Raw genomic sequence first — 14,518 nt, 5'->3', positions numbered from 1 at the left:
TGTATTGCCGGACAAGCCGGATACGGTTCACCGTATGCGTGATGTGGAAGCCCGCGTCCTGGACGCCATCGACGACGCGGACACCGTGAACCTGCTGGCCGAGGCGGTCAGGATCCCGAGTGTCACCGGCACCGACGCCGAGTCCGACCTGCAGCACCGCTTCGCCCGCCTGCTCACCGAAGCGGACATGGACGTCGACGTCTGGAAACTCGACCTGGACGACCTGCGCGCCCGCGACGGCTTCCCCGGCACCGAGGCCCCGCGCGCCGAGGGCTACGGCGTCGTGGGCACCACCTCGGGCGAGGGCCCGCCCGCGCTGATCCTTCAGGGCCACGCGGACGTCGTCCCCACCGGTGACCTGGCCAAGTGGGCGGGCAGTGACCCCTTCGCCGCCCGCGTCACCGGCGACACCCTGCACGGCCGCGGCGCCTGCGACATGAAGGCGGGCGTGGCCGTCAACCTGGCCGTGGTCCGCGCGCTCCACCGCTCCGGGGTACGGCTGGCCAGGCCGCTGGCCGTGCACTGCGTGGTCAGCGAGGAGGACGGCGGCCTGGGCGCCTTCGCCACCCTGGCCAGGGGCCACACCGGCGAGGCCGCGGTGATCACCGAGCCGACCGGCGGCGCGGTGATCACGGCCAACGCCGGCGCGCTCACCTTCCGGCTGGAACTCGCCGGTCGCGCCGCCCACGGGGCCACGCGGTACGAAGGGGTCAGCGCGATCGAGGTGTTCTGGCCGGTGTTCCAGGCGATCCGGCGCCTGGAGGCCGAGCGGAACCGGAACCTGCCGGTCATCTTCGACGGCAACCGCATGCCGTACCCGATCGAGGTCGGGACGGTGCGGGCCGGCGACTGGGCCAGTAGCGTGCCGGACCTGCTGGTGGCCGAGGGCCGGATGGGGGTGCGGCTGGACGAGGATCCGGCCGAGGCGCGCGAGGCGTTCGAGGAGGCGGTGCTGGACGCGGCCGACCCGTGGCTGCGGGCCAACCCGCCCGTCGTCACCTGGCCCGGCGGGCAGTTCGCGAGCGGGCGGCTGCCGGCGGGCCATCCGCTGACGGCCGAGGTCTCCTCAGTCGTGGCGGCCGTGCGCGGGGCCGCGCCCCCGGAGACGGCGGCGCCGTATGGGAGCGATCTGCGCCTGTACAACGGCGGCGGGATCCCCTCGCTCCACTACGGGCCGGGCGACGTGGCCTTCGCGCACGCGCCGAGGGAGCAGGTCGAGCTGGCCGAGGTGCGCGAGGTGACGCGCGCGCTGGTTCTGCTCACCCTGCGCCGCTGCGGCGCGCTCTGAATCAGGCGGCTTCTGAATCAGGCGGCTTCTGAGTCAGGAGGGCTTCTGAGTCAGGCGAGCACTCCGGACTCGACCGGGAGCCCGGCCTCGACCCAGTCCTGGATGCCCTCGCGGTACTTGCGGACGTTGGTGTAGCCCAGCGCCTCCAGCCGGGTGGCGACGGCCTGGCTGTTGGGGCAGGCGGGGTTGGAGCAGTAGGTGACGATCGCGGCGTCGCGGTCGGGCAGCAGCCCGGCGGCGCGCTCGTTCACCTCACTCTCGACCAGCGCGATCGCGCCGGGCAGGTGCTGCTGCTCGTAGTACTGCCCGCCCAGCGCGTCGAGCACGGTCACGGTGCCGTCCTCGATCGCGGCCTTGAGTTCCTCGCGGGAGATGAGCGCGGTCATTGCGACCTCCAGAGTAAATGGACTACAGTCCGTTTTGTGGATGGCTCGAAAACTAGCGGACCGCAGTCCGCTTCGTCAAGTGAGACGCTGGAGATCCTGCGCACCCGCCCGGTCACGGAACGCGCCGACGCGGCCAGGAACAGGGAGAAGGTCCTCAAGGCCGCGGCCCGCCTGTTCGCGGAGAAGGGCGTCGAGGCGGTCTCCATGGACACGATCGCGGCGGAGGCGGGCGTGGGAAAGGGCACGTTGTTCCGCCGGTTCGGCGACAAGTCGGGCCTGGCCGTGGCGCTGCTCGACCGGCGGGAGCAGGAGTTGCAGGAGCGCATCCTGTCGGGCCCGCCGCCCCTGGGCCCCGGCGCGCCCGCCGCCGACCGCCTGGCCGCCTTCACCGCCGCCTACCTGGACTACCTGTTCGCCCACCTCGACCTGGTACGCATGTCGGAGACCGCCAGTCCCGGCGCCCGCCACCGCATCGGCGCCTACCGCTTCTGGCACCGCCACGTCGTCATCCTGCTGACCGAGGCCCGTCCCGGCGCCGACGCCGAGGCCCTGTCCCACCTCATGCTCGCCGCCGTCGGCGGCGAACTGGCCCACGTACTCAAGCAGGAGTACGGCGAGGCCCGCGCCCGCCGGGCGGCCCTGGAACTGGCCGGATCCCTGGCTAGTACGTCGCCCTGACCTCGACGATCTCGGCCAGCGGGAACTCCAGGTAGTCGCCCGCCTCCTCGCACCATGCGTCGAGCGCGCTGCCCCGCAGTTCCCCGTGGCTGATCGTGGCGGTCAGTCCGTCGGTGAGCGTGATCCCGGCCCGCACCCCGCGGTCGACCACGAAGCCGAGCAGCGACTGCTGCGCGGTGGGCAGCCGCGAGGCCATCCGGCCGATGACCGCCCAGGTCCGCCCGGCCTGGCCGGTCTGCGAGGAGGAGGCGACCAGCCGCCTGGCGTGCTCGTGGGGGTCGGGCCCCGGCTCGGGGATGAGGTGGGCCGGGTCGTCCATCTCCGACAGCTCCGCGACCTGGCCGCCGGGCAGCAGGATGAGCTTGCCGCCCTGGCGCTCCTCGACACGGGTGCGCCGGATGGCGATCTCGCCGGTGTCGGCCACCGGCACGGGGGAGTAGCCGTGCTCGCGCAGCACGGCCAGCGTGCGCTCGGCCGGCTCCGAACTGACCAGAACGGTGGGCGCGAGCAGCCGCAACCCGAGCCTGGCCAGGCGGCGGTGCCCGGCGATCTCGGCCAGCAGCGCCGGGTCGCCGGCCTGCACGATGCAGCCGACCGAGGTCACCGTCACCTCGCCGTGGCGTCTGGCCACGTCGCGGACCATGTACTCCAGCGGCTGCGGGATGGAACCCACGCCGCTCAGCTCCTCCAGCAGTTCGTCGGCCTCGTAGCCGTCGTCGAGAGCGTGGCGCACGCTCTCGGTGGTGAAGCGCCACACCGAGGCGGCACCCCTGGACTCACGCTCGGCCACCCGGTCGAGCAGCGCGGCCAGTTCCGAGGAGGGCGGCCCGGTCACCACCGCGGTGAGGTCGGGGCCGAACAGCGCGCTCCTGCGCACGCTGGCCAGGGCCCGCGTGGACGCGCCGACCAGCACCGGATCGTGCTCCACCAGCGGGACGGAGTCGTCGTTCTCGTCCCCGGCCTGGGCGGCCAGGCCGGCGAGGGCCCGGCCGAGGTCGGTCAGGCCGTCGTTGGCCAGCAGGCCGAGCAGCCTCGCCTCGTCGATCACGCCGGCCGCGCACTCGGCCAGCAGCGCCTGGTCGAGCAGGGGCGCGTGCCAGTGCACGTTGCGCACCAGGCTGCCCCGGTCGGCGAAGGCGGTGCCGGAGGGCAGGTGGGCCAGGCCGGTCAGCACGGCCCTGCGTACCCTCGCCACGGAGGAGCCGGACTGGTCGTCGCCGAGCACCGTGCCGTACTTGCCGTCGATCTTCCGCAGCGACGAGCGTTCCATCCGCCACCATGCCGACAGCAGCACCCGCAGCCGGGCCGAGCCCTCGTCGAGGCGCCAGCGGTCGAAGCGGTCGGTGGGCACCATGCCGCCCGACTGCTCGTCCCAGGCCAGCAGCCTGGAGACCGCGCAGACCTCCAGCAGCAGCCGGGTCTCGTCCTCGTCGCAGCCGGTCTCCTTGGCCACCCTGCGCACCTCGCGTACGCCGACGCCGCCGGTCTTCAGCAGCGGCAGCGGCGTCTTGGAGGTGTTGTCGAGGATGGCGGCGCAGCGCTCGACCACGTGGGGGGCGGCCAGCGTCATCAGATGGTCGACCTCGGCCGGGTCGATCGGGATCGTGGCCACGTCCGGCGGGTGCGGGGTGAAGGGCGGGTGGTAGTCGGGGCCGCGCAGGCACAGGGCCACCTCGCGGGGCATCTCGGCCAGGTCCCAGCGGGGGCGGTAGAGCAGGCCGTGGTCGGCGGCCCACTTCTCCGGGGTGCCGGGCAGGACGAAGCGTCCGCCCTCGACGCCGCGGACGGGGCCGTCCCAGGCGAAGGACTCCAGCAGCTGCCTGGTGCCCTCGGGGGCGTTGGCCAGCATGGCCTCCATGCGGGCCGGGTCGGCCAGGACCTCGGTGGCCCGCACGATCGTGCGGCGCTTGTTGCCGTGGGGCGGCACGCCCAGGCTCCGGGCCATGGCGCGCAGCGCGTCGTTGCTGATCGTCCAGGAGTTGAGGTAGTGGTCGAGCGGCTCGCCCAGGCCGAGCGGGGCGGCCCACCAGCGCGAGACCGCCTCCGACAGATGGATGACGCCCTCGCCGTCGGGCCAGGCCAGCGCGTGGTCGTAGAGGCAGTCGAGCCAGGGGGTGGTCTCCTCGACGGGGACGCCGAGCAGCGCGGAGACGGTGCCGGGCGTGGGCGCGTGGACCACCAGGCAGGCCTGGGCGAGTTCGAGGCAGGGCAGGGGCAGGCCGCGCATCGACTCCATGACGGCGAAGCCGTTGCCGAGGCGCTGCGCCAGCAGGTCGAGGCGGCGCGGCCATGGGGGAGCGATGGCGTCGGGCCGGTTGGCCAGGACGCGGCCGAGCCTGTCTTCGTCGAGTGTTCGCAGCCAGCCGAGCAGGTGATCATCCATCTGTCAGCACTCTCATGGGGGTCGCGCGGGACTCACCGTGAGCCATGACCAACCACGGTAGTGCAGATGACCCGCCGGGATGGGGCTGTCAGGACAGGACTGCCCAGACGATCTTCCCGTGCGGGGCCAGGGCGGACCATCCCCAGCGCATGCTGAGCGAGTCGACGATGTGCAGGCCCAGGCCGCCGGCGTCGAGGGGACCCGGGTAGCGCAGGACCGGGACCGACGAACCCGGGTCGGTGAACGCGCAGGTGACCAGGGGGCCGCGCCGTACCAGGGACATGTGGACGGGGCGCCGGCACTGGGGCTCGTTGAGCCGCAGGCCGTGGCGCAGGGCGTTGGTCGCCAGCTCGGAGACGACCAGCTCCATGTTCTCGGCCAGTTCGGACAGCCCCCAGCCGCTCAGCGAGCCGGAGGTGAAGACGCGGGCGGAGTGCACGGAGGGTGCGGCGGGCGGGAGTACGAAGGTGGCGCTCGCGTGGGGACCGGACACCAGCAGATCACGCGCCGCCTCTGGCCACCAGCCGACCGGGGGCCACCAGTCGAACGTGGTCCATTGGCCGTGCGCCAAGGTGGATTGCACGTTGATCATTCTGGGGCAAACTATCGTGCAGGTGCAAGAGCGAATGCACGTGCAGAAGCACGCGCTGCGCGCTACGGTTGGCCATCAAATGGTCAATCGGCGGGAAAGGGGATCTTGTCCGCGGCCCATGATCTTTCGGCCGTGAAGTGACAGACTGTGTGACAAGGAATCGACCAAGGAGCAGCACGTGTCCATCGATCCGCCGGGTTCAGCTTCGACAGTTCGGCGCATCATGCTCGGGGCGAGCCTGAGGCGCCTGCGCGAGGATTGCGGACTTGACCGCGGCCAGGCCGGCTTCCACATCCGGGCGTCCGAGTCCAAGATCAGCCGGATGGAGCTCGGCCGCGTCGGGTTCAAGACACGTGACGTCGAAGACCTGCTCACGCTGTACGGCGTCAGCGACGACGCCGAGCGGCGAGCGCTGCTGGAGATGGTCCGCGAGGCCAACACCCCGGGATGGTGGCACAAGTACTCCTCCGTCCTGCCCGGTTGGTTCACCACATATGTGGGGCTGGAGGAGGCCGCGAGCGTGATCCGCACCTATGAGGTGCAGCACGTGCCCGGTCTGCTGCAGACGGCCAACTACGCGCGGTCCGTCTACCGGCTCGGCAACCCCGATGCAACCTCCGAAGAGATAGAAAGCCGCGTGCATCTGCGCTTACAGCGGCAGGAGCGCTTCACCCAGAAGGACGGCCCGCGTCTGTGGGCGGTCATCGACGAAGCGACGCTCATGAGGACCATCGGCGGGAGAGACATCATGGCCGAGCAGCTCCAGCACCTGCTGGAGGTCGCCGCCCTCCCCAACATCACCATTCAGGTGATGCCCTTCAGGTACGGCATGCACGCCGCTGAAGGTGGCGCGTTCAGCATCTTGCGGTTTCCCGAGTCCGATTTGTCGGACGTCGTATACGTCGAACAGCTCTGGGGTGCCCTGTACCTCGACAAGCGTGAGGACGTCGACCCGTACCTCACCGCTATGGAGCAGTTGTGCGTGGAGAGCACCACGCCAGGGGGCACCGTGGAGCTCATCGGCGGTCTTCTCAGAAAGATCTAGATGAAGCACACGTATAACGGCATGCCCGCGGCCGACCTCAAGCAGGTGGCCTGGCGCAAGAGCCGCTACAGCAACTCGCAGGGCAACTGCGTGGAGCTCGCCGAGCTCCCCGACGGGGGTATCGCCATGCGCAACTCGCGTTTCCCCGACGGGCCGGCCCTGATCTACACCCGCGATGAGATCCGGGCGCTCATGCTCGGGGTGAAGGACGGAGAGTTCGACGGCCTCCTGGTTTAACGTCATTTTTACCTCCGGCGCCGCCGCGTAACGGCGGCGCGCCGGGGGCGTAATGGGCCGGACCTCGCGCGCTGTGAGGATCGCTCCATGCTCGATCAGCTGATCCTTTACCCGATCGCCGACGACGTGCTCTTCGCGCCGGGCGGCAAGGTCGTCGTCCGCACGTACGGCGTGGCCCCGGCCCACGGTTCCGTCTCCTATCGCACGTGGGTGACGGGCCTGCGCGACCAGCCGCGCTACTGGCACTGGGGGCACTTCGAGGACGCGGCCTCGGGTCACCGGCGTGTCCTGGAATGGCTCACCGGGCGCGGCCCGCAACCGGTCCCGGCCTGATAGCGTGTCTGCCAAGCAAACGCTTGGCAGAGGCGAGGTGGCGTGGTGCGGCGAGGCATCTACCTGCTCGAAGAGGTCGACTTCCGGCCCATGAACTCCCGCAGGCCGATGGAGTACCTCACCTGGCTGACCCGCTACAAGCGCGAGGACCAGAGCAGGCGCGAGCCATCCCTGACCGAGGGCATGTCGATCAGGTCACGCGAGATCGACCTGGTCGGCGCGTTCTACGCGGTCGGCATCACCGGCCACCCGCAGTTCAAGGCCGTCACGCTCTGGGACTGCCACGGCGGCTGGGACGGCGGCTGGCGGCAGATGATGGAGATCTACCAGGGCGTCGACGACCGGCTCTTCCTGTCCGACATCGACGACCTGCGCTTCTCCGCCTTCTCCCGCCCGCTCGGCGCCGCACCCGGCTCGCCCGCCCTGTCCGACCTGGTGGCGGAGGGCTACGGGGCGGAGTTCTACCTGTTCGAGAGCGCCTGCGTACGCCCCGGCACCGCCCTGGACTACCTGGAGGCGGTCCGCGCCGAGCGCGCCCCGATCCTCGCCGACCACGGACACCGGCTGGTCGGGCTCTACGAGGTGCTGTTCTGCGACACCGAGGCGGTCACCGTCTGGGGCATGTCGCTCGACGCCCACCTGGCCGCCCAGCGCGCCCACGACGCCGCGCTGGGCCTGGACGACGAGGCCGAGGCCGACGACCGGCTGCCCGGCTGGCGCGAGCGCGCCCGCGACTTCCTGGAGGGGCCCTGGCGGGAGACCGTGCTCTCGCCCTTCCCCGGTAGCAAGCTGGCACTCGACGCGGAGCGCGCGCGGACGTAGCGTCGGGCTGCGGAGGTGTCCCCAATGACGGACCCGTACCTCTTCAACGGTCGCAGTCCCGACGAGCACGTGGCCGGGTGCCCCGAGTGCACGGCGGCGATCGCGCTCGTGGAGCGGCCCGGCCACGCGCAGGCGCCGCCGGCCAGGTTGCGCGAGCGCGTGCTGTCCAGGGCCCGGGGGCGCAGGCAGCCGGCGACGGCGGAGGTGGCGGCGGTAGCCGTACCGTATGCGACGCAGGTGGCGCTCATGGACGAACTGCTCGCCGAGCTCAGCGTGCCCCAGTGGGACGCGCCCGTGCCCAAGCACGGCACCGTGCGCGCGATGGTCGAGCACCTGGCCGCCAACGACGCGCGGGTGGCGCAGTTCATGGGCGTGCGGGCGCGGGAGGCGCCGGTGCACCGGCGCTGGCGCGAGCAGGCCGGGGCGCTGCTCGAACGGGTCGCCGGGGGCGCGCACGCGCTGCTCGGCGTCGAGGTCGCGCTGGCCGGGACGCGTCCCGCGCGCGGATCGCTGCGCCAGGCGATGGTGCAGCGGGCGTTCGAGACCTGGACGCACGCCGAGGACATCAGGGCGGCCGTCGGCCGTCCACGCGGCGCGCCGCCCGCCGGCGAGCACCTGCGGCAGATCGTGGAGTTCGGGCTGGGCATGCTGCCGAGGGCGCTGAAGGGGCCGCGCCGGCACGTCTCGGCCACGTTCGTGCTGACCGGTCCCGGCGGCGGCACCTGGACGGTGCCGCTGGCCGAGCCGTCCGAGCGGGTCGCGGTCCTGCTGTCGGCCGAGGCCGCCGGGTTCTGCACGCTGCTGGCGGGGCGGGCGCGCGAGTTCCCCTACGCCGCCGAGGGCGACCCCGGGCTCGCCCGCGACCTCGTCGCCGCCGCGGCCACGCTGGGCTGCGACTGATGGCCGAGGACGAGGATCTGCGCGCCCGGCTCCTGTGCGGGGACCTGCGCGCGCTGGAGGCCGCCTACGACCTGCACGCCCCTTCCGTGTACGGCATCGCCGTCAGGGTCACCGGCAGCGCGGCGACCGCGGAGGAGATCACCGAGGAGGTGTTCGCCGCCCTGTGGGAGCGGCCGGGCTCCTACGACCCTCGGCACGGCACTCTGCGGGCCTGGCTGGTCACCAGGAGCCTGCACGAGTCGGCCCTGCGCAGCAGGGTCAGCTGAGCACGGGCGCGTTCCAGTTGAGCACCACCGGCTCGGCGTGCTCGAAGCCGAGCTTGGAGTAGGTGCCGGTGTCCAGGCGGAACAGGCGCCCGTCCGCGGGCGGGAGCCCGAGCCAGCGCGCGGCCAGCACGCGCAGGAAGTGGCCGTGCGCCACCAGGGCCACCTCGCCGTCGGCGGCCTTCGCCCGTGCGATCACCCGGTCGGCGCGGGCACCCACCTGGGCGGCGCTCTCACCGGGATGCCCGGCGTCGCCGGGGATCACGCCGTCACGCCACAGGTACCAGCCGGGCCGGGTCTCGCGGATCGTGGCCGTGGTGATGCCCTCGTAGCCGCCGTAGTCCCACTCCCACAGATCGGGATCCACCTCGTAGTCGGTCAAACCGGCGAGCTCGGCCGTACGTCTGGCCCGTTGCGCCGGGCTCACCAGCACCAGGTCGAAACCGTTGCCCTTCACCAGCGGCGCCAGGGCCGCGGCCTGGCCCTCGCCGTGCGTGGTCAGCGGCAGGTCGGTGCGGCCGGTGTGCCTGCCGTTCTTGCTCCACTCGGTCTCGCCGTGCCTGAGCAGCAGTAGTTCCCTCATGCACCCATCAAACCAGGACGCCATCGGCTGACTTCCCGCCAGGTCAGGCCAGGTCTTCCACCACGGGGGCGAACGTGTCGAGGTCCCGCTCGTGGTGGAGGACGAAGTAGGTGAGGCCGTGCTCGTCGCGCCAGTGGCGTAGTTTGTCGCGGATGTCGTGGCGGGTCCCGCGCAGCACCTGCGGGGTATCGGCCATGGCCGAGGTGTCGGCGTGGCTCCATGCCTCCGGCCCGCCCTCGCCGAGCTCCAGGATGCTCGTGCCCAGCTCGACCGGGCGCGACGTGGCCTGCCTGACGATGGCGATCTTGGCCAGGAAGGCGTCCAGGCCGCCGTCGGCGGGGTCGGGCCCCGAGCCGTCGGCGCGCACGCGGCTCGCCAGGTTGACCGAGTCGGCCTCGCGCGCGGCCAGGCGCAGCAGGCGTGGCCCGCCCCCGGCCAGCAGTAGCGGCGGGTGCGGGCGCTGGACCGGCTTCGGGTGCAGGTCGAGGGCGTCCACGCGGTAGTGGGTGCCCTCGTGGACGAACGGCCCCTCACCCCACAGCCCCTTCAGTACGGCCAGCGCCTCCGCCAGCCGCTCCACCCGCACCCCGGGCGGATCCAGGACCCGCCCGGCCGCCGCGTAGTCGGCGGCCAGCCAGCCCGTCCCGATGCCCGGCTCGGCCCGGCCGTCGGACAACACGTCGAGTGTGGCCAGTTCCTTGGCCAGCGCCGCCGGGTGGCGGAAGTCGTTGGCCAGGACCATCGTGCCGAGCCGCAGCCGGGTGGTGGCCGTCGCCGCCGCCGCGAGGGCGGGCAGTGGGGCGAAGCGCGCGCCGACGAGGTGGTCCGGGACGAGCATCACGTCGAAGCCCGAGGACTCCAGCCTCCTGGCCTGCTCGGCCCATGCCTTGGCCGAGTCCGCGTGCCGTACGACCGCACCGAACCTGAAGGGACGCATGCGGCAATCCAAACAAGCGCTTGGCTGAGAAGCAAGAGTGGCTAGACTTACCAAGCGCTTGCTACCAATATCGGATACATGGACGTCCAGGCACGGCGGGCCACCGCCGACGAGATCACCGCCTTCCGGGACCAGGGGTGGGTACGGCTGGCGCGCCTGGTGGACCCGGCCGGCGCGGCCGAGCTGCGCGAACGCGCCCAAGCCCACCTGGCCGCCCGCCCCAAGGCCGGCGCCACCGCCGTCGACCAGGCCTTCGGCCAGTCCCGCGACATCGCCGAGCGCGACGCCGCCTTCGGCGCGCTGGCCAGGAGCCCCGCCATCGCGGCGAGCGCCGCCGCCATGCTCCACGGCGTCGCCGCCGTGCGCGTGCAGGTCACGAACCTGCTGGTCAAAGAGCCGGGCGAGCACGGATCCACCGTGTTCCACCAGGACTTCCCGTGGATGCCGATGGACCGCTCGGCCATGCTCACCATCTGGCTCGCGCTCGCGGACGTGCCCGCCGACATGGGCGCGCTGCGCTTCTACACCGGCTCCCACCGGCACGGCCTGCTCGGGCGCAGCTTCGTCGGCGCCGGCGACGACCAGCTCAGCCAGCACCCCTGGCTGAAGGAGCTGGAACTGTCGCCGCCGCTCGACCTCAAGGCCGGCGACGCGACCGTGCACCACGCGCTGACCGTGCACGGCGCGCCGGCCAACCGGCGCGAGTCGGCCCGCCTGTCGTTCACCGCCACCTACTTCGACGCCGACGCCCTCTACACCGGCGCGCCGTACGGGCAGACCGACGGGCTCGGCCTGACCGTCAACCGGCCCTTCGACCACCCGAGGTTCCCGTGCCTGAGGCCGTAAGAGGTTCCCGTGCCTGAGACCCGTGAGAGGTTCCCGTGCCTGAGACCCGTGTGAGGTTGTCGTGCCCGAGACCGTGAGAGGGCCGGTCGCCGACCTCGGGGCGACGCTGATGCACGAGCACGTCTTCGGCCTCAGCCCGGAGATCCTCTGGAACTGGCCGGACATCCCCGAGGGCTGGGACCCGGAGGCCCGCGCCCGCGAGGCCGCGGCCAAGCTGGACGCGCTGAAGGCCGAGGGCATCGACTCGATCGTCGACCTGACCGTGCTCGGCCTGGGCCGCCACGTGCCGGCCGTCCAGCGGGTGGCCGAGCTGACCTCGGTCAACATCGTGGCCGCCACCGGGCTCTACACCTACGACGCGCTGCCGCCGTACTTCGGCAACCGGGGGCCCGGCTCGTTGTTCGGCGGACCCGACCGGCTGGCGGAGTTCTTCGTGCGTGACATCGCCGAGGGCATCGGGCGTACCGGCGTGAAGGCCGCCATGCTCAAGTGCGCCACCGACCGGCCCGGCATGACCGCGGGCTGCGAGCGGGTCTTCCGCGCGGTCGCCGAGGCGCACGTGGAGACCGGCGCGCCCATCACCACCCACAGCCACGAGCCGGGCGGCCTGGACCAGCAGCGCCTGCTGGCCGCCTGCGGCGTGGACCTCACGCGCGTGGTCATCGGGCACGCCGGCGACTCCACCGACCTGCACTACCTCGAAGAGCTCCTCGCCGCGGGCTCCTACCTGGGCATGGACCGCTTCGGCATCGCGACCATCAGCACGTTCGAGGACCGCGTGGCGGTGGTGGCCGCGCTCTGCGAGCGGGGCCACGCCGGGCGGATGGTGCTGTCGCACGACTCCTACTGCTTCAACGACCGCTTCGACGTCGACGTCGTACGGCGCCGCCACCCCGACTACCACCTCCTGCACATCTCCCGCGACGTCCTGCCCGAGCTGCGCAAGCGCGGCGTCACCGAGGACCAGATCCGCCAGATGCTGGTCGACAACCCGCGAAGGATCTTTGGATGGACTTCGACGTCAGCTCCGACTGGCACGTCGCCGACCCGTACGGCTTCCTGAGGCGGCTGCGGCGCGAGCACCCCGTCTTCCGCAGCGAGCACCTCGGCGCGTACGTGCTGACCAGGCACGCCGACGTGCGCGCCGCCTACGGAGACCCCGGGCGCTTTTCCTCCGAGGGGTCGCTGACGATCTCGCGCAGCCTCACCGCGCGGACGCGCGAGAAGCTGGGGGAGCACGGCTCGTTCCTGTCCAGCTTCGTGGCCAACGTGGACCCGCCGGATCACACGCGGCTGCGCAGGTCGGTCTCGCGGGCGTTCACGCCGCGCGCGGTCGCCGCGCTGGAGCAGCGCTTCCGCGGGCTCAACGAGAACCTGCTGGACCGGATCGAGCCCAGGGGTGAGGCGGACTTCGTGCGCGACCTGGGCCACGAGCCGTCGGTCAAGCTGACCGCCCGCTTCATCGGGGTGCCGGAGGCGGACGAGGCGTTCGTCCAGGCGCATGTCAAGGACTGGTTCCAGCTCTTCCTGTCGCCCCAGCCGCCGGAGCGGCAGCTCGTGCTGGCCGACAGCTTCCTGGAGTACCTGGAGTACGTGGACCGCCTCGTCGCCGCCCGCGCCCGCGAGCCGCGCGACGACTTCACCTCGCTGATGACCGGGCTGATCGGCCGGGAGCTGTCGCACCGCGAGGTGGTCGAGCTGATCTCCACGATCCTGCTCGGCGGCAACGACACCGTCCCCAACCAGCTCGGCAACAGCGTGCTGCGGCTGCTGCGCGAGGGGATCTGGCCGGTGCCGCCGGAGAAGCTGAGCGCCGCGGTCGAGGAGTGCATGCGCATCGACGGGGCCTCGCTGGGCTCCTTCCGGTACGCCACGTCCGACATCACGCTGCACGGGGTGACGATCCCGGCCGGGTCGCTGGTGCTGCTGTCCACCGACTCGGCCGCCCACGACGAGGCCGTCTTCGCCCACCCCGACACCTTCGACCTCGACCGGCCCAACGCCGACGCGCACATGGTCTTCGGCTACGGCATCCACTTCTGCGTGGGGGCGGCGCTCGGGCGGCTGCAACTGCGTACCGCGCTGGAGGTGCTGGGACGGCGGCTGCCCGGCCTGCGCCTGGTTCCGGGGCCGGTGGTGTACCGCACATCGATCGTCGGTCGAGGGCTGACCGAATTGCCGGTTAAATGGTGACATGGAACCGGTGAGGGTCGGATTGGTCGGGGCAGGGCCGTGGGCGGAGATGGCGCACGCGCCGATGCTGGCCCAGAGCCCGGAGATCGAGTTCGCCGGGGTCTGGGCCCGCCGGCCGGAGGCCGCCGCCCGGCTCGGGGCGCCGGTGTTCGAGCGGATCGAGGACCTGTTCGACGCCTGTGAGGCGGTGTGCTTCTGCGTGCCGCCGGCCGTACAGGCCGAGCTGGGGGTGAAGGCGGCGCGGGCGGGCAAGGCGCTGCTATTGGAGAAGCCGCTCGCCGACTCCCTGGACGGCGCCCAGCGGCTGGCCGACGCGGTCGCCGAGGCGGGCGTGGCCTCCCAGATGCTGCTCACACTGCGGTACGCCCCGCAGACCCGCGAGTTCCTGGCCCGCTGCGCCGGGATCGAGCCCTTCGGCGGGCACGCCGTCAACGTCAGCGACGTGCTGAACGGCGAGCATCCGTTCGGCACCCCGTGGCGGCTGCGGCGCGGCGCGCTGCTCGACGTCGGCCCGCACGTCATCGACCTGCTCGACGCCGCGCTCGGCCGGGTGACCGCCGTGCGCGCGCACGGCGACCCGCTCGGCTGGGTCGGGCTGCTGCTCGACCACGAGGGCGGCGCCGTGAGCGAGATCTCCCTGTGCATGGCCGGCGCCGGCGACCTGCCGCCCTCGACGTTCGCCGTCTACGGCCGCAAGGGCAACGTGACGCTCCCGCACTTCGACGACGACCCCCTGGACGTCGTGGCTGCCGAGTTCGCCCGGACCGTACGGCAGGGCGGCGGGCACCCCCTGGACGCCGCCCACGGACTGCGGCTGCAGCGCATCATCTCCGAGGCGGAGAATCAAGTCACCACCCCTTGACTCCGAGCAGCTTCGGAGCATTGATAGCGTTTGTCCGACGCGCAGTGTCGCAGCGAAGTCCGGTGTGAGTCCGGCGCTGTCCCGCAACTGTCAAAGCCAGGTCGCCTGCCACCGCGCCGACGTCATCAACCCTCGTGGAAAAGGGTGATCCGTCGCTAAGACGCGGGTCT

The 14,518-nt window shown here is 72.1% G+C and carries 17 protein-coding genes and 1 riboswitch; of the genes, 12 read left to right on the top strand and 5 right to left on the bottom strand.

Annotation, left to right across the window (positions count from 1 at the left end; genetic code table 11):
- Positions 1 to 34: 34 nt before the first annotated feature.
- Complete coding sequence (locus ACIBKY_RS50490; protein WP_397109040.1) at positions 35 to 1,288, top strand: ArgE/DapE family deacylase; 1,254 nt, start codon at positions 35 to 37, stop codon at positions 1,286 to 1,288.
- 50 nt (positions 1,289 to 1,338) lie between these two features.
- Here ACIBKY_RS50490 and ACIBKY_RS50485 read toward each other — a convergent pair whose 3' ends face one another.
- Positions 1,339 to 1,674 carry a rhodanese-like domain-containing protein gene (locus ACIBKY_RS50485; RefSeq protein WP_397109038.1) on the bottom strand — a complete coding sequence of 112 codons (336 nt, stop codon included), beginning with the start codon at positions 1,672 to 1,674 and terminating at the stop codon, positions 1,339 to 1,341.
- Between the two features lie 36 nt (positions 1,675 to 1,710).
- Between ACIBKY_RS50485 and ACIBKY_RS50480 the strand changes: the two genes are divergently transcribed.
- Complete coding sequence (locus tag ACIBKY_RS50480) at positions 1,711 to 2,352, top strand: TetR/AcrR family transcriptional regulator (RefSeq protein ID WP_397109036.1); 642 nt, start codon at positions 1,711 to 1,713, stop codon at positions 2,350 to 2,352.
- On the opposite strand, the gene ACIBKY_RS50475 is transcribed toward ACIBKY_RS50480, so the two are convergent.
- Entirely contained in the window at positions 2,336 to 4,735 is a 2,400-nt protein-coding gene (locus ACIBKY_RS50475; RefSeq protein WP_397109034.1) for a helicase-associated domain-containing protein, read from the bottom strand. The genes ACIBKY_RS50480 and ACIBKY_RS50475 overlap by 17 nt on opposite strands.
- Positions 4,736 to 4,823: 88 nt before the next feature.
- Entirely contained in the window at positions 4,824 to 5,327 is a 504-nt protein-coding gene (locus ACIBKY_RS50470) for an ATP-binding protein (protein ID WP_397109032.1), read from the bottom strand.
- Between the two features lie 223 nt (positions 5,328 to 5,550).
- Between ACIBKY_RS50470 and ACIBKY_RS50465 the strand changes: the two genes are divergently transcribed.
- The 6 genes from ACIBKY_RS50465 (at position 5,551) to ACIBKY_RS50440 (ending at position 8,930) form a co-directional block, all read left to right on the top strand.
- Positions 5,551 to 6,372, top strand: a complete 822-nt coding sequence (locus ACIBKY_RS50465; RefSeq protein WP_184970964.1) for a helix-turn-helix transcriptional regulator — start codon at positions 5,551 to 5,553, stop codon at positions 6,370 to 6,372.
- Entirely contained in the window at positions 6,373 to 6,609 is a 237-nt protein-coding gene (locus tag ACIBKY_RS50460; protein WP_184970552.1) for a DUF397 domain-containing protein, read from the top strand.
- 87 nt (positions 6,610 to 6,696) lie between these two features.
- On the top strand, positions 6,697 to 6,942 hold the full coding sequence (locus ACIBKY_RS50455; RefSeq protein WP_397109029.1) for a hypothetical protein: 246 nt from the start codon (positions 6,697 to 6,699) through the stop codon (positions 6,940 to 6,942).
- Positions 6,943 to 6,987: 45 nt separating this feature from the next.
- Positions 6,988 to 7,764 (top strand): hypothetical protein, encoded by a 777-nt coding sequence (locus ACIBKY_RS50450; protein WP_397109027.1) that lies wholly within the window; start codon positions 6,988 to 6,990, stop codon positions 7,762 to 7,764.
- 24 nt (positions 7,765 to 7,788) lie between these two features.
- The gene (locus tag ACIBKY_RS50445; protein WP_397109026.1) at positions 7,789 to 8,664 is read left to right on the top strand and encodes a maleylpyruvate isomerase family mycothiol-dependent enzyme; all 876 of its coding nucleotides are present in this window, start codon (positions 7,789 to 7,791) and stop codon (positions 8,662 to 8,664) included.
- Positions 8,664 to 8,930, top strand: coding sequence for a sigma factor (locus tag ACIBKY_RS50440; protein ID WP_397109025.1), 267 nt, complete (start codon positions 8,664 to 8,666; stop codon positions 8,928 to 8,930). The genes ACIBKY_RS50445 and ACIBKY_RS50440 overlap by 1 nt, the downstream gene beginning before the upstream one ends.
- Here ACIBKY_RS50440 and ACIBKY_RS50435 read toward each other — a convergent pair.
- Positions 8,923 to 9,510 (bottom strand): histidine phosphatase family protein, encoded by a 588-nt coding sequence (locus ACIBKY_RS50435; RefSeq protein ID WP_397109024.1) that lies wholly within the window; start codon positions 9,508 to 9,510, stop codon positions 8,923 to 8,925. The two genes, ACIBKY_RS50440 and ACIBKY_RS50435, sit on opposite strands and share 8 nt — an antisense overlap.
- Before the next feature lie 43 nt (positions 9,511 to 9,553).
- Positions 9,554 to 10,447: a TIGR03621 family F420-dependent LLM class oxidoreductase gene (locus tag ACIBKY_RS50430; protein WP_397109023.1), complete on the bottom strand. Its 894-nt coding sequence runs from the start codon at positions 10,445 to 10,447 to the stop codon at positions 9,554 to 9,556.
- 78 nt (positions 10,448 to 10,525) lie between these two features.
- Between ACIBKY_RS50430 and ACIBKY_RS50425 the strand changes: the two genes are divergently transcribed.
- From ACIBKY_RS50425 to ACIBKY_RS50410, 4 genes are all read left to right on the top strand, one after another.
- The gene (locus tag ACIBKY_RS50425) at positions 10,526 to 11,293 is read left to right on the top strand and encodes a phytanoyl-CoA dioxygenase family protein (protein WP_397109022.1); all 768 of its coding nucleotides are present in this window, start codon (positions 10,526 to 10,528) and stop codon (positions 11,291 to 11,293) included.
- Positions 11,294 to 11,354: 61 nt separating this feature from the next.
- Positions 11,355 to 12,356 carry a phosphotriesterase gene (locus ACIBKY_RS50420; protein WP_397109020.1) on the top strand — a complete coding sequence of 334 codons (1,002 nt, stop codon included), beginning with the start codon at positions 11,355 to 11,357 and terminating at the stop codon, positions 12,354 to 12,356.
- A complete protein-coding gene (locus ACIBKY_RS50415) occupies positions 12,302 to 13,486 on the top strand; it encodes a cytochrome P450 (RefSeq protein ID WP_397109018.1) in 1,185 nt (394 codons plus the stop codon). The genes ACIBKY_RS50420 and ACIBKY_RS50415 overlap by 55 nt, the downstream gene beginning before the upstream one ends.
- 1 nt (position 13,487) lies before the next feature.
- Positions 13,488 to 14,348 carry a Gfo/Idh/MocA family protein gene (locus ACIBKY_RS50410; protein ID WP_397109016.1) on the top strand — a complete coding sequence of 287 codons (861 nt, stop codon included), beginning with the start codon at positions 13,488 to 13,490 and terminating at the stop codon, positions 14,346 to 14,348.
- Positions 14,349 to 14,355: 7 nt separating this feature from the next.
- Positions 14,356 to 14,476: riboswitch (cobalamin riboswitch) on the top strand.
- The last annotated feature ends 42 nt before the right edge of the window (positions 14,477 to 14,518 follow it).

It is taken from the genome of Nonomuraea sp. NPDC050394 (assembly GCF_044459065.1).
Classification (GTDB): domain Bacteria; phylum Actinomycetota; class Actinomycetes; order Streptosporangiales; family Streptosporangiaceae; genus Nonomuraea.
Note: the sequence above shows the minus strand (reverse complement) of the source record. Positions and strands in the feature narration are given on the sequence as shown.